Source organism: Bradyrhizobium genomosp. III (assembly GCF_000261705.1).
Classification (GTDB): domain Bacteria; phylum Pseudomonadota; class Alphaproteobacteria; order Rhizobiales; family Xanthobacteraceae; genus Bradyrhizobium; species Bradyrhizobium ottawaense.
Window position 1 is genome coordinate 33,447 of record NZ_AJQF01000379.1, and the last position, 18,029, is coordinate 51,475.

The 18,029-nt window shown below is 63.3% G+C and carries 29 protein-coding genes; all 29 read left to right on the top strand.

The annotated features are described in order from the left end of the window. Nucleotides 1-4: 4 nt before the first annotated feature. The 29 genes from rpsL (at nucleotide 5) to rpsM (ending at nucleotide 17,998) form a co-directional block, all read left to right on the top strand. On the top strand, nucleotides 5-376 hold the full coding sequence (gene rpsL, locus IC66_RS0130610) for a 30S ribosomal protein S12 (RefSeq protein WP_007603006.1): 372 nt from the start codon (nucleotides 5-7) through the stop codon (nucleotides 374-376). Nucleotides 377-391: 15 nt separating this feature from the next. Further along, a complete protein-coding gene (rpsG, locus tag IC66_RS0130615; protein ID WP_018322260.1) occupies nucleotides 392-862 on the top strand; it encodes a 30S ribosomal protein S7 in 471 nt (156 codons plus the stop codon). Between the two features lie 30 nt (nucleotides 863-892). After that, nucleotides 893-2,965, top strand: coding sequence for an elongation factor G (gene fusA / locus IC66_RS0130620; protein ID WP_038950207.1), 2,073 nt, complete (start codon nucleotides 893-895; stop codon nucleotides 2,963-2,965). A 40-nt stretch (nucleotides 2,966-3,005) separates the two neighbouring features. Then, nucleotides 3,006-4,196, top strand: coding sequence for an elongation factor Tu (tuf, locus tag IC66_RS0130625; RefSeq protein ID WP_008136415.1), 1,191 nt, complete (start codon nucleotides 3,006-3,008; stop codon nucleotides 4,194-4,196). A gap of 83 nt (nucleotides 4,197-4,279) precedes the next feature. Further along, the gene (gene rpsJ / locus IC66_RS0130630) at nucleotides 4,280-4,588 is read left to right on the top strand and encodes a 30S ribosomal protein S10 (RefSeq protein WP_002712302.1); all 309 of its coding nucleotides are present in this window, start codon (nucleotides 4,280-4,282) and stop codon (nucleotides 4,586-4,588) included. A gap of 52 nt (nucleotides 4,589-4,640) precedes the next feature. Further along, nucleotides 4,641-5,357 carry a 50S ribosomal protein L3 gene (rplC, locus tag IC66_RS0130635; protein ID WP_028141005.1) on the top strand — a complete coding sequence of 239 codons (717 nt, stop codon included), beginning with the start codon at nucleotides 4,641-4,643 and terminating at the stop codon, nucleotides 5,355-5,357. A 1-nt stretch (nucleotide 5,358) separates the two neighbouring features. After that, nucleotides 5,359-5,979: a 50S ribosomal protein L4 gene (gene rplD / locus IC66_RS0130640; protein WP_020508797.1), complete on the top strand. Its 621-nt coding sequence runs from the start codon at nucleotides 5,359-5,361 to the stop codon at nucleotides 5,977-5,979. Next, complete coding sequence (locus IC66_RS0130645; protein WP_018322264.1) at nucleotides 5,976-6,278, top strand: 50S ribosomal protein L23; 303 nt, start codon at nucleotides 5,976-5,978, stop codon at nucleotides 6,276-6,278. Before rplD ends, IC66_RS0130645 begins: the two co-directional genes overlap by 4 nt. 12 nt (nucleotides 6,279-6,290) lie before the next feature. After that, complete coding sequence (gene rplB / locus IC66_RS0130650; protein WP_018322265.1) at nucleotides 6,291-7,124, top strand: 50S ribosomal protein L2; 834 nt, start codon at nucleotides 6,291-6,293, stop codon at nucleotides 7,122-7,124. Between the two features lie 12 nt (nucleotides 7,125-7,136). Further along, nucleotides 7,137-7,415 carry a 30S ribosomal protein S19 gene (gene rpsS, locus IC66_RS0130655; RefSeq protein WP_008136357.1) on the top strand — a complete coding sequence of 93 codons (279 nt, stop codon included), beginning with the start codon at nucleotides 7,137-7,139 and terminating at the stop codon, nucleotides 7,413-7,415. 10 nt (nucleotides 7,416-7,425) lie between these two features. Then, the gene (gene rplV / locus IC66_RS0130660; protein ID WP_008136353.1) at nucleotides 7,426-7,812 is read left to right on the top strand and encodes a 50S ribosomal protein L22; all 387 of its coding nucleotides are present in this window, start codon (nucleotides 7,426-7,428) and stop codon (nucleotides 7,810-7,812) included. A gap of 17 nt (nucleotides 7,813-7,829) precedes the next feature. Next, nucleotides 7,830-8,555 (top strand): 30S ribosomal protein S3, encoded by a 726-nt coding sequence (gene rpsC, locus IC66_RS0130665; RefSeq protein WP_014494500.1) that lies wholly within the window; start codon nucleotides 7,830-7,832, stop codon nucleotides 8,553-8,555. A gap of 30 nt (nucleotides 8,556-8,585) precedes the next feature. Continuing rightward, a complete protein-coding gene (gene rplP, locus IC66_RS0130670) occupies nucleotides 8,586-8,999 on the top strand; it encodes a 50S ribosomal protein L16 (RefSeq protein ID WP_008136349.1) in 414 nt (137 codons plus the stop codon). A 5-nt stretch (nucleotides 9,000-9,004) separates the two neighbouring features. Next, nucleotides 9,005-9,211, top strand: a complete 207-nt coding sequence (gene rpmC, locus IC66_RS0130675) for a 50S ribosomal protein L29 (protein WP_026202715.1) — start codon at nucleotides 9,005-9,007, stop codon at nucleotides 9,209-9,211. 13 nt (nucleotides 9,212-9,224) lie between these two features. Continuing rightward, a complete protein-coding gene (gene rpsQ, locus IC66_RS0130680) occupies nucleotides 9,225-9,473 on the top strand; it encodes a 30S ribosomal protein S17 (protein WP_007603028.1) in 249 nt (82 codons plus the stop codon). Between the two features lie 83 nt (nucleotides 9,474-9,556). Further along, on the top strand, nucleotides 9,557-9,925 hold the full coding sequence (rplN, locus tag IC66_RS0130685; RefSeq protein ID WP_007603030.1) for a 50S ribosomal protein L14: 369 nt from the start codon (nucleotides 9,557-9,559) through the stop codon (nucleotides 9,923-9,925). Beyond that, nucleotides 9,925-10,239: a 50S ribosomal protein L24 gene (rplX, locus tag IC66_RS0130690; protein ID WP_007603031.1), complete on the top strand. Its 315-nt coding sequence runs from the start codon at nucleotides 9,925-9,927 to the stop codon at nucleotides 10,237-10,239. Before rplN ends, rplX begins: the two co-directional genes overlap by 1 nt. Then, nucleotides 10,232-10,789 carry a 50S ribosomal protein L5 gene (gene rplE / locus IC66_RS0130695; RefSeq protein ID WP_018322267.1) on the top strand — a complete coding sequence of 186 codons (558 nt, stop codon included), beginning with the start codon at nucleotides 10,232-10,234 and terminating at the stop codon, nucleotides 10,787-10,789. The genes rplX and rplE overlap by 8 nt, the downstream gene beginning before the upstream one ends. Nucleotides 10,790-10,835: 46 nt before the next feature. After that, a complete protein-coding gene (rpsN, locus tag IC66_RS0130700) occupies nucleotides 10,836-11,141 on the top strand; it encodes a 30S ribosomal protein S14 (RefSeq protein WP_018322268.1) in 306 nt (101 codons plus the stop codon). Between the two features lie 14 nt (nucleotides 11,142-11,155). Continuing rightward, on the top strand, nucleotides 11,156-11,554 hold the full coding sequence (gene rpsH, locus IC66_RS0130705) for a 30S ribosomal protein S8 (RefSeq protein ID WP_018322269.1): 399 nt from the start codon (nucleotides 11,156-11,158) through the stop codon (nucleotides 11,552-11,554). Between the two features lie 16 nt (nucleotides 11,555-11,570). Beyond that, the gene (gene rplF / locus IC66_RS0130710) at nucleotides 11,571-12,104 is read left to right on the top strand and encodes a 50S ribosomal protein L6 (protein ID WP_028141004.1); all 534 of its coding nucleotides are present in this window, start codon (nucleotides 11,571-11,573) and stop codon (nucleotides 12,102-12,104) included. Nucleotides 12,105-12,115: 11 nt separating this feature from the next. Further along, the gene (gene rplR / locus IC66_RS0130715; protein ID WP_007603036.1) at nucleotides 12,116-12,478 is read left to right on the top strand and encodes a 50S ribosomal protein L18; all 363 of its coding nucleotides are present in this window, start codon (nucleotides 12,116-12,118) and stop codon (nucleotides 12,476-12,478) included. A 44-nt stretch (nucleotides 12,479-12,522) separates the two neighbouring features. Continuing rightward, a complete protein-coding gene (gene rpsE, locus IC66_RS0130720) occupies nucleotides 12,523-13,122 on the top strand; it encodes a 30S ribosomal protein S5 (protein WP_038950209.1) in 600 nt (199 codons plus the stop codon). A gap of 23 nt (nucleotides 13,123-13,145) precedes the next feature. Further along, nucleotides 13,146-13,340 (top strand): 50S ribosomal protein L30, encoded by a 195-nt coding sequence (gene rpmD, locus IC66_RS0130725; RefSeq protein ID WP_018322272.1) that lies wholly within the window; start codon nucleotides 13,146-13,148, stop codon nucleotides 13,338-13,340. Nucleotides 13,341-13,355: 15 nt separating this feature from the next. Further along, complete coding sequence (gene rplO, locus IC66_RS0130730; protein ID WP_028141003.1) at nucleotides 13,356-13,841, top strand: 50S ribosomal protein L15; 486 nt, start codon at nucleotides 13,356-13,358, stop codon at nucleotides 13,839-13,841. A gap of 150 nt (nucleotides 13,842-13,991) precedes the next feature. Continuing rightward, nucleotides 13,992-15,323 (top strand): preprotein translocase subunit SecY, encoded by a 1,332-nt coding sequence (gene secY / locus IC66_RS0130735; RefSeq protein ID WP_028141002.1) that lies wholly within the window; start codon nucleotides 13,992-13,994, stop codon nucleotides 15,321-15,323. Between the two features lie 119 nt (nucleotides 15,324-15,442). Next, on the top strand, nucleotides 15,443-16,531 hold the full coding sequence (locus IC66_RS0130740; protein WP_244429195.1) for a preprotein translocase subunit SecY: 1,089 nt from the start codon (nucleotides 15,443-15,445) through the stop codon (nucleotides 16,529-16,531). Continuing rightward, nucleotides 16,528-17,442: an adenylate kinase gene (locus tag IC66_RS0130745; protein ID WP_038950212.1), complete on the top strand. Its 915-nt coding sequence runs from the start codon at nucleotides 16,528-16,530 to the stop codon at nucleotides 17,440-17,442. Before IC66_RS0130740 ends, IC66_RS0130745 begins: the two co-directional genes overlap by 4 nt. A 187-nt stretch (nucleotides 17,443-17,629) precedes the next feature. After that, nucleotides 17,630-17,998, top strand: a complete 369-nt coding sequence (rpsM, locus tag IC66_RS0130750; protein WP_008549231.1) for a 30S ribosomal protein S13 — start codon at nucleotides 17,630-17,632, stop codon at nucleotides 17,996-17,998. Nucleotides 17,999-18,029 lie beyond the last annotated feature (31 nt).

The following is an 18,029-nucleotide window of genomic DNA, read 5'->3' on the forward strand; positions in this document are numbered from 1 at the left end:
CAGGATGCCGACGATCAACCAGCTGATCGCTCAACCGCGTGAAGTGCAGAAGTCGCGCAAGAAGGTGCCGGCGCTGCAGCAGTCGCCGCAGAAGCGTGGTGTTTGCACCCGCGTCTACACCACGACCCCGAAGAAGCCGAACTCGGCGCTTCGTAAGGTCGCCAAGGTGCGCCTGACCAACGGCTTCGAGGTGATCGGCTACATCCCCGGTGAAGGCCATAACCTCCAGGAGCACTCGGTGGTCATGATCCGCGGCGGTCGCGTCAAGGACTTGCCCGGCGTGCGCTACCACATCCTCCGCGGCGTTCTGGATACCCAGGGCGTCAAGAACCGTAAGCAGCGTCGTTCGAAGTACGGCGCGAAGCGTCCGAAGTAAGCGGGAACCAGCTCCATGTCTCGTCGCCACTCAGCGGAAAAGCGCGAAGTCCTTCCCGATCCGAAGTTCGGGAACATCATCGTCACGAAGTTCATGAACTCGGTGATGTACGCCGGCAAGAAGTCGGTCGCCGAAGGCATCGTCTACGGTGCGTTCGGTATCATCGAAACCAAGACCAAGCAGAACCCGCTCGGCGTGTTCGAGCAGGCACTCGAGAACGTCATGCCGACGATCGAAGTGCGCTCCCGCCGCGTCGGCGGCGCGACCTACCAGGTTCCGGTCGAAGTTCGTTCGACCCGCCGTCAGGCGCTGGGCATCCGCTGGCTGATCTCCGCTGCGCGTGATCGCAACGAGAAGACCATGACCGAGCGGCTCTCGGCCGAGCTCCTGGACGCGTCGAACAACCGCGGGAATGCCGTCAAGAAGCGTGAAGACGTGCACCGGATGGCGGAAGCCAATCGCGCCTTCTCGCACTATCGCTGGTAACGGCGACACACGGAATCTAAGGAACACCCTATGCCCCGCGTTCATGCCATAGAGAATTACCGCAACTTCGGTATCATGGCGCATATCGATGCCGGTAAGACGACGACCACCGAGCGCATCCTCTATTACACCGGCAAGAGCCACAAGATCGGCGAAGTGCACGAAGGTGCCGCGACGATGGACTGGATGGAGCAGGAGCAGGAGCGTGGCATCACGATCACCTCGGCTGCGACCACTGCATTCTGGGCCGGCAAGCGCCTGAACATCATCGACACCCCCGGCCACGTCGACTTCACCATCGAAGTCGAGCGTTCGCTGCGCGTGCTCGACGGCGCCGTCTGCGTGCTCGACTCGAACCAGGGCGTCGAGCCCCAGACCGAGACCGTCTGGCGCCAGGGCGACAAGTACAAGGTTCCGCGCATCGTCTTCGCCAACAAGATGGACAAGACCGGCGCCGACTTCTTCAAGTGCCTGGCCGACATCGTCGACCGCCTCGGCGCCAAGCCGATCGCGATCCAGCTTCCGATCGGTGCCGAGAACAACTTCAAGGGTCTCGTCGACCTCGTGAAGATGCAGGGCATCATCTGGAACGATGAATCGCTCGGCGCGAAGTTCGACTATGTCGACATCCCGGAAGATCTGGTCGAGCAGGCCAAGGAATACCGCGAGAAGATGGTGGAAGCCGCCGTCGAGCTCGACGACGACGCCATGGCCGCCTATCTCGACGGCAAGGAGCCGGACGAAGAGACGCTGAAGCGGCTGATCCGCAAGGCGGTCCTGACCGGCGCGTTCTATCCCGTACTGTGCGGCTCGGCCTTCAAGAACAAGGGCGTCCAGCCGCTGCTCGACGCCGTCGTCGACTATCTGCCGTCGCCGATCGACGTGCCCGCGATCAAGGGCACCGACGATCGCGGCAACGAAGTCGTGCGCAAGGCGGACGACAAGGAGCCGCTCGCGCTGCTCGCGTTCAAGATCATGGACGACCCGTTCGTCGGCACCATCACCTTCTGCCGCATCTACTCCGGCGTTCTGCAGAGCGGCACCGGCGTCGTGAACTCGACCCGTGAGAAGAAGGAGCGCATCGGTCGCATGCTCTTGATGCATGCGAACAATCGCGAAGACATCAAGGAAGCCTATGCCGGCGACATCGTCGCACTGGCCGGCCTGAAGGAAGCGCGCACCGGTGACACGCTGTGCGATCCCGACAAGCAGGTGATCCTCGAGAAGATGGAATTCCCCGAGCCGGTCATCGAGATCGCGATCGAGCCGAAGTCCAAGGCCGACCAGGAAAAGCTGGGCGTGGCTCTGGCCAAGCTCGCTGCGGAGGATCCGTCCTTCCGCGTGTCGACCGACCAGGAGTCCGGCCAGACCATTCTCAAGGGCATGGGCGAACTCCACCTCGACATCAAGGTCGACATTCTCCGCCGCACCTACAAGGTCGACGCCAACATCGGCGCGCCCCAGGTTGCGTTCCGTGAGCGCGTCACCAAGAAGGCCGAGGTCAAGTACACTCACAAGAAGCAGACCGGCGGTACCGGTCAGTTCGCGGAAGTGTCGATCGTGGTCGAGCCGAACGAGCCCGGCAAGGGCTACGAGTTCGAATCCAAGATCGTCGGTGGTGCGGTTCCGAAGGAATACATCCCCGGCGTTGAAAAGGGCCTCAACAGCGTGATGAGCTCTGGTGTCGTCGCGGGCTTCCCCGTGGTCGACGTCAAGGTTCAGCTCGTCGACGGCAAGTATCACGACGTCGACTCGTCGGCGCTCGCCTTCGAAATCGCATCGCGCGCGGCATTCCGCGAAGCCTTGCAGAAGGGCAAGTCCGTCCTGCTCGAGCCGATCATGAAGGTCGAAGTGGTGACCCCGGAAGACTACACCGGCTCGGTCATCGGCGACCTGAATTCGCGGCGCGGTCAGATCCAGGGTCAGGACATGCGCGGCAACGCCAACGTCATCAATGCGATGGTGCCGCTCATGAACATGTTCGGTTACGTGAATAACCTGCGCTCGATGAGCCAGGGGCGCGCAACCTTCACCATGCAGTTCGACCACTACGCAGAAGCGCCGGCCAACGTGTCGGCAGAAGTCCAGAAGAAGTTTGCCTGATTGTCGTCGGTCACGAACTGACGATTGAACGGAGAGTCAAATGGCCAAAGCAAAGTTTGAACGTAACAAGCCGCACTGCAACATCGGCACCATCGGTCACGTCGACCATGGCAAGACGTCGCTGACCGCGGCGATCACCAAGGTTCTCGCCGAAGCCGGCGGTGCGACGTTCACCGCGTACGATCAGATCGACAAGGCGCCGGAAGAGAAGGCGCGTGGCATCACCATCTCGACCGCGCACGTCGAGTACGAGACGCCGAACCGCCACTACGCCCACGTCGACTGCCCCGGCCACGCCGACTACGTCAAGAACATGATCACCGGCGCCGCCCAGATGGACGGTGCGATCCTGGTCGTGTCGGCCGCTGACGGCCCGATGCCGCAGACCCGCGAGCACATCCTGCTCGCCCGCCAGGTCGGCGTGCCCGCACTCGTCGTGTTCCTCAACAAGTGCGACATGGTCGACGATCCGGAACTGCTTGAGCTCGTCGAGCTCGAAGTCCGCGAGCTGCTCTCGAAGTACGACTTCCCGGGCGACAAGATCCCGATCATCAAGGGTTCGGCGCTCGCCGCTCTCGAAGATTCCGACAAGAAGCTCGGCCACGACGCCATCCTCGAGCTGATGAAGAACGTCGACGAGTACATCCCGCAGCCGGAGCGTCCGATCGACCAGCCGTTCCTGATGCCGGTTGAAGACGTGTTCTCGATCTCGGGCCGCGGTACCGTCGTGACCGGCCGTGTCGAGCGCGGCATCGTCAAGGTCGGCGAGGAAATCGAGATCGTCGGTCTCCGTGCGACCCAGAAGACCACCGTCACCGGCGTCGAAATGTTCCGCAAGCTGCTCGATCAGGGCCAGGCCGGCGACAACATCGGTGCGCTGCTCCGCGGTACCAAGCGCGAAGACGTCGAGCGCGGCCAGGTGCTGTGCAAGCCGGGTTCGGTCAAGCCGCACACCAAGTTCAAGGCTGAGGCTTACATCCTCACCAAGGAAGAGGGCGGTCGCCACACCCCGTTCTTCACCAACTACCGTCCGCAGTTCTACTTCCGCACCACCGACGTGACCGGTGTCGTGCACCTGCCGGAAGGCACCGAGATGGTGATGCCGGGCGACAACATCGCGATGGAAGTGCACCTGATCGTGCCGATCGCGATGGAAGAGAAGCTCCGCTTCGCGATCCGCGAAGGCGGCCGCACCGTCGGCGCCGGCGTCGTCGCCTCGATCATCGAGTAATTACGAGAACAGGGATCGGCGAGTAGCGAATGGTGACATTCGCTATTCGCTATTCGCCACCCCACTGAAGAGAGACCACGGCAATGAACGGCCAAAACATTCGTATCCGTCTCAAGGCGTTCGACCATCGTATCCTCGATACGTCGACCCGCGAGATCGTGAACACGGCGAAGCGCACCGGCGCGCAGGTCCGCGGACCCATTCCGCTGCCCACCCGCATCGAGAAGTTCACCGTCAACCGTTCGCCCCACGTCGACAAGAAGAGCCGCGAGCAGTTCGAGATGCGCACTCACAAGCGCTTGCTCGATATCGTCGATCCGACCCCGCAGACCGTCGATGCTTTGATGAAGCTCGACCTGGCCGCCGGTGTCGACGTCGAGATCAAGCTCTAAGATTTTTGGATCCCGTTCGCGCAAGCGGACAGAAAGAACAGGAAGCAAGCCGATGCGCTCCGGAGTGATCGCACAAAAGGTCGGGATGACGCGGGTCTTTACTGAGGCCGGCGAACATATCCCCGTGACCGTGCTGAAGCTCGGCAATTGCCAGGTCGTGGGCCACCGTACCGAAGAGAAGAACGGTTACGTCGCGCTCCAGCTTGGTTCTGGCAGCCGCAAGACCGTTTACATGCCCAAGGCGGAGCGCGGCCAGTTCGCGGTCGCCAAGGTCGAGCCGAAGCGGCAGGTCGAGGAATTCCGCGTCACCGCGGATGCCATGATCCCGGTCGGCGCCGAGATCCTCGCCGACCACTTCGTCGTCGGCCAGTTCGTCGACGTCACCGGCACCTCGGTCGGTAAGGGCTTCGCCGGCGGCATGAAGCGCTGGAACTTCGGCGGTCTGCGCGCCACCCACGGTGTCTCGGTCTCGCACCGCTCGATCGGTTCGACCGGTGGCCGTCAGGACCCCGGCAAGACCTGGAAGAACAAGAAGATGCCCGGCCACATGGGTGTCGACCGCATCACCACGCTCAACCTTCGCGTCGTTCAGCTCGATGTCGAGCGCGGCCTGATCCTCGTCGAAGGCGCCGTTCCCGGCTCCAAGGGCGGCTGGATCCGCGTGCGCGACGCCGTCAAGAAGCCGCTGCCGAAGGAAGCTCCGAAGCCCGGCAAGTTCAAGGTTGCCGGTGGCGAAGCCGAGGCTGCGGCCCAGCAGGAGGGTGCGTGAGATGGAATTGAAGGTCACCACCCTCGAAGGTAAGGAAGCCGGCTCGGTCCAGCTGTCCGACACCATTTTCGGCCTCGAGCCGCGCCAGGACATCATTGCGCGTTGCGTGCAGTGGCAGCTCAACAAGCGTCAGGCCGGCACCCACAAGGCCAAGGGCCGCGCCGAGATCTGGCGCACCGGCAAGAAGATGTACAAGCAGAAGGGCACCGGCGGTGCTCGTCACGGCTCGGCCCGCGTGCCGCAGTTCCGCGGCGGCGGCCGTGCCTTCGGTCCGGTGGTGCGTTCGCACGCCACCGACCTGCCGAAGAAGGTCCGCGCGCTGGCGCTGAAGCATGCGCTCTCGGCCAAGGCCAAGGACGGCGATCTCGTCGTGATCGAGAAGGCCGCGCTGGAAGCCGCCAAGACCAAGGCGCTGCTCGGTCACTTCTCGGGTCTGGGTCTGACCAACGCGCTGATCATCGACGGCGCCGAGCTCAACAACGGCTTCGCCGCTGCGGCCCGCAACATCCCGAACATGGACGTGCTGCCGATCCAGGGCATCAACGTCTACGACATCCTGCGCCGTCAGAAGCTCGTTCTGACCAAGGCCGCCATCGATGCGCTGGAGGCGCGCTTCAAATGACGAAGAACATCGAGGCTCGCCACTACGACGTGATCCTGTCGCCGGTCGTGACCGAAAAGGCCACGATCGCCTCGGAGCACAACAAGGTGCTGTTCAAGGTGGCCGCCAAGGCGACCAAGCCGCAGATCAAGGAAGCGATCGAGAAGCTGTTTGACGTCAAGGTCAAGAGCGTCAACACGCTGGTCCGCAAGGGCAAGACCAAGATCTTCCGCGGCAATCTCGGCTCGCAGTCGAACACCAAGCGCGCGATCGTGACCCTCGAAGAGGGCCACCGGATCGACGTCACCACCGGTCTGTAAGGTCGTACGACGATGGCACTGAAGACATTCAATCCTACGACGCCGGGCCAGCGCCAGCTGGTCATGGTCGATCGTTCGGCCCTCTACAAGGGCAAGCCGGTCAAGGCGCTCACCGAGGGCAAGCACTCCTCGGGCGGCCGCAACAACACCGGTCGCATCACCGTGCGCTTCCGTGGCGGTGGCCACAAGAAGACGCTGCGCACCGTGGATTTCAAGCGCGAGAAGATCGACGTCCCCGCGACCGTCGAGCGTCTCGAGTATGATCCGAACCGCACCGGCTTCATCGCGCTGATCAAGTATCAGGACGGCGAGCAGGCCTACATCCTGGCGCCGCAGCGCCTGGCCGTGGGTGACACCATCATCGCCGGCAACTACGTCGACGTGAAGCCGGGCAACGTCATGCCGCTCGGCAACATGCCGGTCGGCACGATCATCCACAACATCGAGGTCAAGATCGGGAAGGGCGGCCAGCTCGCCCGTTCCGCGGGCACCTATGCCCAGCTCGTCGGCCGCGACCAGGACTACGTGATCATCCGCCTGAACTCGGGCGAGCAGCGCCTGGTGCACGGCCGTTGCCGCGGCACGATCGGCGCGGTGTCGAACCCGGATCACATGAACACCTCGATCGGCAAGGCCGGCCGCAACCGTTGGCTGGGCCGCAAGCCGCATAACCGCGGTGTTTCGATGAACCCGATCGACCATCCGCACGGCGGTGGTGAAGGTCGTACCTCGGGCGGCCGCCACCCGGTCACCCCGTGGGGCAAGCCGACCAAGGGCAAGAAGACCCGCACCAACAAGTCGACCAACAAATTCATTCTCCTAAGCCGCCACAAGCGGAAGAAGTAAGGAACGCCGGACATGGTTCGTTCAGTCTGGAAAGGCCCGTTCGTCGAGGGTTCTCTGCTCAAGAAGGCAGATGCCGCCCGCGCGTCCGGCCGTCACGACGTCATCAAGATCTGGAGCCGTCGCTCGACGATCCTGCCGCAGTTCGTCGGCCTGACCTTCGGCGTCTACAACGGTCAGAAGCACGTGCCGGTGGCCGTCAACGAGGAAATGGTTGGTCACAAGTTCGGCGAGTTCTCGCCGACCCGGACCTTCCATGGCCACTCCGGCGACAAGAAAGCCAAGAAGGCTTGAGGATTAAACGATGAGCAAACCTAAGCGCGAACGGAGCCTCGCCGAGAACGAGGCCAAGGCGGTCGCCCGGATGCTGCGGGTGAGCCCGCAGAAGCTCAACCTGGTCGCCCAGCTCATTCGCGGCCGGAAGGCAGCTGCTGCGCTCGCCGATCTGCAGTTTTCGCGCAAGCGGATCGCGGTCGACGTGAAGAAGTGCCTGGAATCGGCTATCGCCAATGCCGAGAACAACCACGATCTCGACGTCGACGATCTCGTCGTGGCTCAGGCCTTCGTCGGCAACGGCCTCGTGATGAAGCGCTTCGCCGCTCGCGGCCGTGGCCGTTCGGGCCGTGTCTACAAACCATTTTCGCAGCTGACGATCATCGTTCGTCAGGTCGAAGCCGAAGCAGCCGCTTAAGGGCGCAGGAGAACACGATGGGTCAAAAGATCAATCCGATCGGTCTGCGTCTCGGCATCAACCGCACCTGGGATTCCCGCTGGTTCGCCGGCAAGCAGGAATACGGCAAGCTGCTGCACGAGGACGTCAAGATCCGTGAGATCCTGCACAAGGAGCTCAAGCAGGCGGCCGTCGCCCGCATCGTGATCGAGCGTCCGCACAAGAAGTGCCGCGTCACCATCCACTCGGCTCGTCCGGGTGTGGTGATCGGCAAGAAGGGCGCCGACATCGATAAGCTGCGCAAGAAGGTCGCGGACATCACCTCGTCCGACGTCGTCATCAACATCGTCGAGATCCGCAAGCCGGAACTCGATGCGACGCTGGTGGCCGAGTCGATCGCGCAGCAGCTCGAGCGCCGCGTGGCGTTCCGCCGTGCCATGAAGCGCGCCGTTCAGTCGGCGATGCGTCTCGGCGCGGAAGGCATCCGCATCAACTGCTCGGGACGTCTGGGCGGTGCGGAAATCGCGCGCATGGAGTGGTATCGCGAAGGTCGCGTGCCGCTGCACACGCTGCGCGCCGACATCGACTACGGCGTTGCGACCGCGTTCACGACCTTCGGCACCTGCGGCGTCAAGGTCTGGATCTTCAAGGGCGAGATCCTCGAGCACGATCCGATGGCCCAGGACAAGAGAATGGCCGAAGGCGAGACGGGTGGCAGTGGTGATCGTGGTGGCCGTCAGCGCCGCGATACGGCTGCAGCCTAAAGCCGCACAGGAATTTGAGGGCTTAAAGCCATGATGCAACCTAAGAAAACGAAGTTCCGGAAGGCGCATAAGGGCCGCATCCACGGCGTTGCGTCTTCGGGCGCGACGTTGGCGTTCGGCCAGTTCGGCCTGAAGGCGACCGAGCCTGAGCGCGTCACCGCGCGCCAGATCGAAGCCGCTCGCCGCGCGCTGACCCGCCACATGAAGCGCGCCGGCCGCGTCTGGATCCGCGTGTTCCCCGACGTTCCGGTGTCGAAGAAGCCGGCCGAAGTCCGCATGGGCTCCGGCAAGGGTTCGCCGGAATTGTGGGTCGCGCGCGTCAAGCCGGGCCGGGTGCTGTTCGAGATTGACGGCGTCAACACCCAGACGGCGCGTGAGGCGCTGACCCTGGCGGCCGCCAAGCTGCCGATCAAGACGCGCTTCGTCGAGCGCATTGCGGAGTAATGGCCATGGCCCAGATGAAGATCGAAGACATCCGCGCGATGAGCCCCGACCAGCAGGACGACGCCGTCCTGAACCTGAAGAAGGAGCGCTTCAACCTGCGCTTCCAGCGCGCCACCGGGCAGCTCGAGAACACCTCGCGCCTGCGCGAGGCCCGCCGTGACATCGCCCGGATCAAGACCGTCGCCGCGCAGACGCGCGCGAAGAAGAAGTAAGAGGCTTACGAAGATGCCGAAACGTACTTTGCAGGGCGTGGTCGTCAGCGACAAGCAAGCCAAGACCATCGTGGTGCGCGTTGATCGCCGCTTCACGCACCCGATCTACAAGAAGACGATCCGCCGTTCGAAGAACTACCACGCGCACGACGAGAGCAACGAGTTCAAGCCGGGCGACATGGTGTGGATCGAGGAATCGAAGCCGATTTCGAAGTTGAAGCGCTGGGTCGTGATCCGGGGCGAGCACAAGAAAAGCGCCTGATCTGTTGGCTTTAGCCGACTGACTTCAGGGAAATGTTGAGCGCCGGCTGGGCTGGCGCAAAGAGAAGAGGACGAGGTGCATCAATGATTCAGATGCAGACCAACCTCGACGTGGCCGACAATTCTGGCGCACGCCGTGTCATGTGTATCAAGGTGCTCGGGGGCTCCAAGCGCCGCTACGCCACGATCGGCGACATCATCGTCGTTTCGATCAAGGAAGCAATTCCGCGTGGCAAGGTGAAGAAGGGCGACGTGATGAAGGCCGTCGTGGTGCGCGTCCGCAAGGACATCCGCCGCGCCGACGGTTCGGTCATCCGCTTCGACCGCAACGCCGCCGTTCTGATCAACAACCAGTCCGAGCCGGTCGGCACCCGTATCTTCGGGCCCGTGCCGCGCGAGCTGCGCGCGAAGAACCACATGAAGATCATCTCGCTCGCGCCGGAGGTGCTGTGATGGCTGCCAAGATCCGCAAGGGCGACAAGGTCGTCGTGCTGACCGGCCGCGACAAGGGCCGCACCGGCGAAGTGTTCGAAGTGCGTCCCGACGCCGGCACGGCGCTCGTGCGCGGCATCAACATGGTCAAGCGTCATCAGAAGCAGACGCAGGCCCAGGAGGGCGGCATCATCTCGAAGGAGTCGCCGATCCAACTGTCCAACATCGCGTATGTCGGCAAGGACGGAAAGCCGACCCGCGTCGGATTCAAGATTCTGGCGGACGGCAAGAAGGTCCGCATCGCCAAGAGCTCGGGAGCTGAGATCGATGGCTGAGGCCGCTTACACGCCGCGCCTGCGCGCGGAATACGATGCGAAGATCCGCACGGCCATGACCGAGAAGTTCGGTTATGAGAACGTCATGCAGGTTCCGCGTCTGGACAAGGTCGTGCTGAACATGGGCGTTGGCGATTCCGTCAACGATCGCAAGAAGGCCGAGACCGCCGCTGCCGAGCTGACCCAGATCGCCGGCCAGAAGGCGATCGTGACCTATTCGCGTATCGCGATCGCGACCTTCAAGCTGCGTGAGAACCAGCCGATCGGCTGCAAGGTCACGCTGCGCAAGGCCCACATGTACGAGTTCATCGATCGCCTGGTGACGGTCGCGCTGCCGCGCGTCCGCGACTTCCGCGGCCTGAACCCGAAGAGCTTCGACGGCCGCGGCAACTACTCGCTCGGCATCAAGGAGCACATCATTTTCCCCGAGATCGACTTCGACAAGGTCACGGAAGCCCGCGGCATGGACATCACTGTCTGCACCACGGCCAAGACCGACGAAGAGGCGAGGGCCTTGTTGACCGCTTTCAATTTCCCGTTCCGGCAGTGAGACGCTGACCTAAAGCCTCTCAAACGCGGATACCCAGGAGCCAAGCATGGCAAAGAAGAGTTCAGTCGAGAAGAACAACCGGCGCAAGCGGATGGTGAAGAACGCCGCCGCCAAGCGCGAGCGGTTGAAGGCGATCATCGCCGACAAGAAGCTGCCGATGGAGGAGCGTTTCGCTGCGACGTTGAAGCTGGCGGAAATGCCGCGCAACTCGTCGGCAACCCGCATCCGCCTGCGTTGCGAGCTGTCGGGCCGCCCGCGCTCGAACTACCGCAAGAACAAGCTGTCCCGTATCGCGCTGCGCGAACTTGGCTCCAAGGGCATGGTCCCGGGCCTCGTGAAGTCCAGCTGGTAAGGAGGGTCGTTTAGATGTCTACGCACGATCCAATCAGCGATCTGATCACCCGTATCCGCAACGCGCAGATGCGCTCCAAGACCAAGGTCTCCACGCCTGGCTCGAAGATGCGCGAGAACGTGCTCGAGGTCCTCAAGTCCGAGGGCTACATCCGCGGTTACGCCACGCTCGAGCACTCCTCGGGCCGCAGCGAGATCGAGATCGAGCTGAAGTATTTCGACGGCGAGCCCGTCATCCGCGAGATCGAACGTGTTTCCAAGCCCGGGCGTCGCGTCTACGCTTCGGTGAAGAACCTGCCGCGGGTCAACAACGGGCTCGGCATTTCGGTGTTGTCGACGCCGAAGGGGATCATGGCCGACCACAGCGCGCGCGACGCGAATGTGGGCGGTGAAGTCCTCTTCACGGTGTTCTGAGAAGGATTTTTGATCCATGTCACGTGTTGGCAAAAGGCCTGTGGCGGTTCCGTCGGGTGTGACCGCGACCGTCGATGGGCAGACCGTCAAGATGAAGGGGCCGAAGGGCCAGCTTCAGTTCGTCGTTCATGACGACGTCGAGGTGAAGCTCGAGAGCGGCCAGATCATGGTCAAGCCGCGGCTCGAGACCAATCGCGCCCGCGCGCTCTACGGTACCGCTCGCGCCCAGGTCGCGAATCTGGTCGAAGGCGTCACCAAGGGTTTCGAGAAGAAGCTCGAGATCACCGGCGTCGGTTACCGCGCCGCGATGCAGGGCAAGAACCTGCAGCTCGCGCTCGGCTACAGCCACGACGTGATCTACACGATCCCCGAGGGGATCACGATCACCGTGCCGAAGCCGACCGAGATCACGGTGACGGGCAGCGACATCCAGCGCGTCGGCCAGGTTGCGGCCGAGATCCGCGGTTATCGCCCGCCGGAGCCCTACAAGGGCAAGGGCGTGAAGTATGTTGGCGAATTCATCTTCCGCAAGGAAGGCAAGAAGAAGTAACGGAGCCGGTCATGTCCAAAGCCAAGGTTACCAATGCCCGGCGCAAGCGGAGTGTGCGGCTGAAGCTGCGCCGCTCCGGTGGTGGTCGTCCGCGTCTGTCGGTGTTCCGCTCGTCCAAGCACATCTACGCCCAGGTCATCGACGACCTGAAGGGCGAGACGCTGGCCTCTGCCTCTTCGCTCGAGAAGTCGATGCGCGACGGCGGCAAGACCGGCGCCGACATCGATGCGGCGAAGGCGGTCGGCAAGCTGCTGGCCGAGCGCGCCGCCGAGAAGGGCGTCAAGGAAGTCGTGTTCGATCGCGGCAGCTACCTCTACCACGGGCGCGTCAAGGCTCTTGCCGACGCAGCGCGTGAGAGCGGGCTGAGCTTCTAACAGAATTTGAGGATTGAGGCGCAAGCCTCTGAAGGATTGGAAAAATGGCAGAACGCGAACAACGTGGTGGACGCGATCAACGCGGCGGCGGCGGACGTGAACGCAGGGAGCGCGAGGAGCGCGACAGCGAGTTCGTCGACAAGCTCGTCCACATCAACCGCGTGGCCAAGGTCGTCAAGGGCGGCAAGCGCTTCGGTTTCGCAGCGCTGGTCGTGATCGGCGACCAGAAGGGCCGCGCCGGCTTCGGTCACGGCAAGGCGCGCGAAGTGCCGGAGGCGATCCGCAAGGCCACCGAGTCCGCCAAGCGCAACCTGACCCGCGTCTCGCTGCGTGAGGGCCGCACGCTCCATCACGACATCGCCGGCCGTCATGGCGCGGGCCGTGTCTACCTGCGTGCAGCTCCCGCCGGTACCGGCATCATCGCCGGCGGCCCGATGCGCGCCGTGTTCGAGACGCTCGGCGTCCAGGACGTGGTCGCCAAGTCGATCGGCTCGTCGAACCCCTACAACATGGTTCGCGCGACCTTCGACGCGCTGAAGCATCAGGATTCGCCGCGTTCAGTCGCAGCCCGCCGCAACATCAAGGTGTCCACTCTGCAGCCCCCCCGCCGTATCGGTGGTGATGCCGAGGCGGCTGCCGACTAACGGAAGCTCTGGAGTAGACTCCCATGGCCAAGGCCAGCAAGACGATCAAGCTCGAGCAGACCGGCAGCGCGATCCGGCGCCATCACTCGCAGCGCTCGACGCTGATCGGGCTCAAGCTCAACAAGATCGGTCGCACCAGCGAACTGCAGGACACCCCGGCAGTCCGTGGCATGATCGAGAAGGTTCACCATCTCGTCCGCATCGTCGACGAGAAGTAAATAAGGAGAAGGGCGATGAAGCTCAGCGATATCGCCGACAACGCCGGCTCGCGCAAGAAGCGCATGCGCGTCGGCCGTGGCATCGGTTCGGGCAAGGGCAAGCAGTCCGGCCGCGGCGGCAAGGGTCAGACCGCGCGTTCGGGCGTGCGCATCAAGGGTTTCGAAGGCGGCCAGATGCCGATGCATCGCCGTCTGCCCAAGCGCGGCTTCAACAACATCTTCCGTGTCGAGTTCGCCGAGATCAATCTCGACCGGCTCCAGGAAGCGGTCGATGCCAAGAAGATCGACGCCGGCAGCGTCGTGAACGTCGAGGCCTTGGTGAAGGGCGGCGTGCTGCGCCGGCCCAAGGGTGGCCTGCGGCTGCTCGGCCGCGGCGAGCTCAAGTCCAAGCTCAACATCGAAGTCCACGGCGCCACCAAGACCGCGATCGCCGCGGTCGAGAAGGCCGGCGGCTCGGTGAAGATCCTCGCCCCTGCCAAGGAAGAAGGCGAGGCGGCGTAACAACTGCGTCATTGGCCCGCGGCTCGCGGGCCTTTACGCGTGCGGGACGTGGACTTATCGAAGCCGAGCCCCAGATAATGTCCGGTGTCCGGTATAATGTAGCCCGGCCGCGGGCATGACGGCGCAATAGGCGGCGGGAGAAAGTCCAAGATGGCCTCTGCAGCGGAACAACTGGCAGCCAATCTCAATTTCGGTGCGTTTGCCAAGGCTGACGAACTGAAGAAGCGCATCTGGTTCACCCTGGGTGCGCTGCTCGTTTATCGGCTCGGGACCTACATCCCGCTCCCCGGCATCGATCCCAATATCTGGGAGCAGGTGTTCCGCTCCCAGGCGGGCGGCATCCTCGGCATGTTCAACATGTTCGCCGGCGGCGGCATCCACCGCATGGCGATCTTCGCCTTGAACATCATGCCGTATATCTCGGCCTCGATCATCATCCAGCTCCTCACCACCGTCTCGCCGCAACTCGAGGCGCTGAAGAAGGAAGGCGAGTCCGGCCGCAAGCTGCTGAACCAGTACACCCGCTATCTCACGGTGATCCTGGCCGCGTTCCAGTCCTACGGCATCGCGGTGGGCCTCGAGGGCGCCGGCAACGTCGTCAGCGACCCCGGCCTGTTCTTCCGCCTGTCCACCGCGATCACGCTGACCGGCGGCACCATGTTCCTGATGTGGCTGGGCGAGCAGATCACCTCGCGCGGCATCGGCAACGGCATCTCGCTGATCATTCTCGCCGGCATCGTCGCCGAGCTGCCCGCCGCGCTCGCCAACATGCTCGAGCTCGGCCGTCAGGGCGCGATGTCGACCGGCCTGATCCTGGTCGTCATCATCATGGCGGTCGCCGTGATCGCCTTCATCGTGTTCATGGAGCGCGCGCAGCGCCGCCTCCTGATCCAGTATCCGAAGCGCCAGGTCGGCAACAAGATGTTCGAGGGCCAGTCCTCGCATCTGCCGCTCAAGCTCAACACCTCCGGCGTGATCCCGCCGATCTTCGCGTCCTCGCTGCTGCTGCTGCCGACCACGGTAGCGAACTTCAACGCGGGCAGCGGGCCGGAATGGTTCCAGTGGATCACGACCCAGCTCGGCCATGGCCGTCCGCTGTTCCTGATCATGTATCTGGCGCTGATCGTGTTCTTCGCCTTCTTCTACACCGCGATCGTGTTCAACCCGACCGAGACCGCGGACAATCTGAAGAAGCACGGCGGCTTCATTCCGGGCATCCGTCCCGGCGAGCGTACCGCGGAATATATCGACTACGTGCTGTCGCGCATCACCGTGCTCGGCGCGGTCTATCTGGCGATCGTCTGCTTGATCCCGGAGATCCTGATCTCCTACGCCTCGGTGCCGTTCTACTTCGGCGGCACCTCGCTGCTGATCGTGGTCAGCGTCACCATGGACACGGTGGCACAGGTGCAGGGTTATCTGCTGGCGCATCAGTACGAAGGCCTGATCCGCAAGTCGAAGCTGCGCGGCCGCCGTAGATGAGAAGGGAGCTCGCGCGCCGGATCGCTTTCACGATTGGCGCGCTGCTCCTCTTCAGGCTCGGCATCCAGGTCCCGTTCGTCGGGATGGGGGCGCCGGGCCCGTCGTTCTCAGGCGAACATGTGGTTCGCTTTTCGATCTTCGCGCTCGGTATCCTTCCCTATCTGACGGCCGCGATCGTCGTCCGGCTTGTTTCGCTGGTATCGCGGCGCTTGAGCTCGCTCGAGAGATCGGGCGAGCGCGGCCGGCGCAGGATCTCCGGCTACACGCTGATCGTGACTCTGGTCTTCACCACCTTCCAGGCCTACGGCTACGCCTCGACCATCCGGACAATTCCGGCGCTGGTCCCCGATCCCGACGAATGGCCCGTGCTCGCGGCCACGGCCTCGATCGTGGGTGGCGTGTTCGTCCTGGTCTGGCTCAGCGAACAGATCACCCGCCATGGCATCGGCAATGGCCTGGCGCTGCTGCTCAGCGTCAATATTCTCGTTCATGTCCCGGTCGACATCGCCGGCATCGCACGCCTTCTGCAGGACGGCCAGGTATCCGGCAGTGTCGTGCTGGTCCACGCGCTCGTCTGGATCGGGGTCATCGCCCTGATCGTCTTCGTCGAAGGTGCGCGACGCAATGTCGGCGTCGAGTTCGCCGAGCGCAGACTCGGAGATCGCCTGCTGTCCGCGCGAGCAGCGATTCTCCCGATCAAGATCAACAGCGCAGGTTTTCTGGTGCCGGCCACGGTGGCGCCCTGGATCCTGTTTCTGCCGGTGGCCGGTTTGGCCTACGTCTTTGGTGCCGACACGCCGTGGGTCGCCGCCGCCTACCGGCACCTTGGGTTTGGCATGCTGGCCCATTTGGTCCTTGGATCGGTTGCGATCTTTGTGCTGGCCTTCATCTACACGGCCTACGTCGTCGATCCCGAGCACGCGGCCAAATCCCTGGCCGCGCGCGACGGCACGATTCCCGGTGTCGCACCGGGCGAGGCGACCGCCGACTATCTCGACCGCGTCGTGTCATTGACGACAGTCGTCGGAGCCGTCTACCTGACTGTGTTGCAGTTGATTCCGGAGGTCTTCGAGCTTTACGGGATCGGGCTGCCTTATAGTATGATGATCAATGGCGGTGGGGCGCTGGTTGTGGTTTGCACCGCTCTTGATATCAAAACACAGGTGCGCGACGTATCGCTCACCAATCCGGGGGGCGTACGCCGATGAGAATTATACTTCTGGGACCGCCGGGGTCGGGCAAGGGGACCCAGGCGCAGTTGCTGGTGCAACGCTATGGCATCGTCCAGCTCTCGACCGGCGAGATGCTGCGTGCCGCGGTTGCGGCCGGTACGCCGGTCGGGCTGAAGGCCAAGGAGATCATGGCCAGCGGTGGTCTCGTACCCGACGAGGTCGTGGTCGGAATCATCTCCGATCGGATCGACCAGCCGGACGCCAAGAACGGTTTCATCCTCGACGGTTTCCCGCGCACCGTGCCGCAGGCCGAGGCGCTGGACGAGCTGCTCAAGCACAAGCACCTCAAGCTCGACGCCGTGATCGAGCTCCGCGTCAACGAGAGCGCGCTGCTGAACCGTGTCGAGACCCGCGTCGCCCAGATGCGTGAGCGCGGGGAGGAGGTCCGACTCGACGACACGCCGGAGGTCCTGACCAAGCGGTTGGCCAGCTACCGCAACCAGACGGAACCGCTGATTCACTACTATTCCGAGCGGCGGAAACTCTCGACCATCGACGGTATGATGGCCATCGACGAGGTCACCCGCGCCATTCATCGCCAGCTCCTGGCGTTAGGGGCAGTCGAGCCCAGGACCCACGCCAAAAGCGCAGCCAAGGCGGGCCCGGCCAAGAAGGCCAAGGCCAGCAAGAAGGCGAGCAGGAAAGCCAGGAAAACAGCCAAACAGCCCGCCAAAACGACCAAAAAACCCGCCAAATCGGCCAAAAAGGCCGCCAAGACGGCGGTGAGGGGCCCCAAGAAGACGGCCAAGAAAGCCGGCAAGAAAGCGGCCAGGAAGACCGTCAAGAAAGCGGCGAAAAAGGCAGCCCAAAAGACCGCCAAGAAGGCTGTCAAAAAGGGTGCCAAAAAGGCCGCAAAAAAGGTCACGAAAAAGCGAGCTAAGCGCTAGCAGCGGTTGACGAAAGCCCCTGGAATCCCCTAATAAGCCCCGCATCCAAGTCGGATAGTTTCAAACGATGCCGGGCCCCAGGAAGACCAGGGGTGGGCGTCGTGTTCGCGTTTGTGAACACCTGCCCGAGAAACCAAGCACTTAAAGACCGGTTCCTGACGAGGGATCGGCAACAGGAGAGAAGGCCGTGGCCCGTATTGCCGGCGTGAACATCCCGACCAACAAGCGCGTGCTGATCGCGCTCCAGTATATCCATGGCATCGGTCAGAAGATCGCCGGTGAGATCCTGGAGAAGGTGAAGATCCCCGTGGATCGTCGCGTCAATCAGCTGAGCGACGCCGAAGTGCTCCAGATCCGCGAAGTGATCGACCGCGACTATCTCGTCGAGGGCGACCTGCGTCGTGAGGTCGGCATCAACATCAAGCGTCTGATGGACCTCGGCTGCTATCGCGGCCTGCGTCATCGTCGCGGCCTGCCGGTACGCGGCCAGCGCACCCACACCAATGCGCGCACGCGCAAGGGTCCGGCCAAGGCCATCGCCGGCAAGAAGAAGTAAGTTTTCGAATCCAATCGCGGCGTGTGGCGAA

What these genes read in the sequence shown, in the direction of transcription:
- rpsL (WP_007603006.1), top strand. Translation starts at nt 5, where the DNA reads ATGCCGACGATCAACCAGCTGATCGCTCAACCGCGTGAAGTGCAGAAG.
- rpsG (WP_018322260.1), top strand. Translation starts at nt 392, where the DNA reads ATGTCTCGTCGCCACTCAGCGGAAAAGCGCGAAGTCCTTCCCGATCCG.
- fusA (WP_038950207.1), top strand. Translation starts at nt 893, where the DNA reads ATGCCCCGCGTTCATGCCATAGAGAATTACCGCAACTTCGGTATCATG.
- tuf (WP_008136415.1), top strand. Translation starts at nt 3,006, where the DNA reads ATGGCCAAAGCAAAGTTTGAACGTAACAAGCCGCACTGCAACATCGGC.
- rpsJ (WP_002712302.1), top strand. Translation starts at nt 4,280, where the DNA reads ATGAACGGCCAAAACATTCGTATCCGTCTCAAGGCGTTCGACCATCGT.
- rplC (WP_028141005.1), top strand. Translation starts at nt 4,641, where the DNA reads ATGCGCTCCGGAGTGATCGCACAAAAGGTCGGGATGACGCGGGTCTTT.
- rplD (WP_020508797.1), top strand. Translation starts at nt 5,359, where the DNA reads ATGGAATTGAAGGTCACCACCCTCGAAGGTAAGGAAGCCGGCTCGGTC.
- IC66_RS0130645 (WP_018322264.1), top strand. Translation starts at nt 5,976, where the DNA reads ATGACGAAGAACATCGAGGCTCGCCACTACGACGTGATCCTGTCGCCG.
- rplB (WP_018322265.1), top strand. Translation starts at nt 6,291, where the DNA reads ATGGCACTGAAGACATTCAATCCTACGACGCCGGGCCAGCGCCAGCTG.
- rpsS (WP_008136357.1), top strand. Translation starts at nt 7,137, where the DNA reads ATGGTTCGTTCAGTCTGGAAAGGCCCGTTCGTCGAGGGTTCTCTGCTC.
- rplV (WP_008136353.1), top strand. Translation starts at nt 7,426, where the DNA reads ATGAGCAAACCTAAGCGCGAACGGAGCCTCGCCGAGAACGAGGCCAAG.
- rpsC (WP_014494500.1), top strand. Translation starts at nt 7,830, where the DNA reads ATGGGTCAAAAGATCAATCCGATCGGTCTGCGTCTCGGCATCAACCGC.
- rplP (WP_008136349.1), top strand. Translation starts at nt 8,586, where the DNA reads ATGATGCAACCTAAGAAAACGAAGTTCCGGAAGGCGCATAAGGGCCGC.
- rpmC (WP_026202715.1), top strand. Translation starts at nt 9,005, where the DNA reads ATGGCCCAGATGAAGATCGAAGACATCCGCGCGATGAGCCCCGACCAG.
- rpsQ (WP_007603028.1), top strand. Translation starts at nt 9,225, where the DNA reads ATGCCGAAACGTACTTTGCAGGGCGTGGTCGTCAGCGACAAGCAAGCC.
- rplN (WP_007603030.1), top strand. Translation starts at nt 9,557, where the DNA reads ATGATTCAGATGCAGACCAACCTCGACGTGGCCGACAATTCTGGCGCA.
- rplX (WP_007603031.1), top strand. Translation starts at nt 9,925, where the DNA reads ATGGCTGCCAAGATCCGCAAGGGCGACAAGGTCGTCGTGCTGACCGGC.
- rplE (WP_018322267.1), top strand. Translation starts at nt 10,232, where the DNA reads ATGGCTGAGGCCGCTTACACGCCGCGCCTGCGCGCGGAATACGATGCG.
- rpsN (WP_018322268.1), top strand. Translation starts at nt 10,836, where the DNA reads ATGGCAAAGAAGAGTTCAGTCGAGAAGAACAACCGGCGCAAGCGGATG.
- rpsH (WP_018322269.1), top strand. Translation starts at nt 11,156, where the DNA reads ATGTCTACGCACGATCCAATCAGCGATCTGATCACCCGTATCCGCAAC.
- rplF (WP_028141004.1), top strand. Translation starts at nt 11,571, where the DNA reads ATGTCACGTGTTGGCAAAAGGCCTGTGGCGGTTCCGTCGGGTGTGACC.
- rplR (WP_007603036.1), top strand. Translation starts at nt 12,116, where the DNA reads ATGTCCAAAGCCAAGGTTACCAATGCCCGGCGCAAGCGGAGTGTGCGG.
- rpsE (WP_038950209.1), top strand. Translation starts at nt 12,523, where the DNA reads ATGGCAGAACGCGAACAACGTGGTGGACGCGATCAACGCGGCGGCGGC.
- rpmD (WP_018322272.1), top strand. Translation starts at nt 13,146, where the DNA reads ATGGCCAAGGCCAGCAAGACGATCAAGCTCGAGCAGACCGGCAGCGCG.
- rplO (WP_028141003.1), top strand. Translation starts at nt 13,356, where the DNA reads ATGAAGCTCAGCGATATCGCCGACAACGCCGGCTCGCGCAAGAAGCGC.
- secY (WP_028141002.1), top strand. Translation starts at nt 13,992, where the DNA reads ATGGCCTCTGCAGCGGAACAACTGGCAGCCAATCTCAATTTCGGTGCG.
- IC66_RS0130745 (WP_038950212.1), top strand. Translation starts at nt 16,528, where the DNA reads ATGAGAATTATACTTCTGGGACCGCCGGGGTCGGGCAAGGGGACCCAG.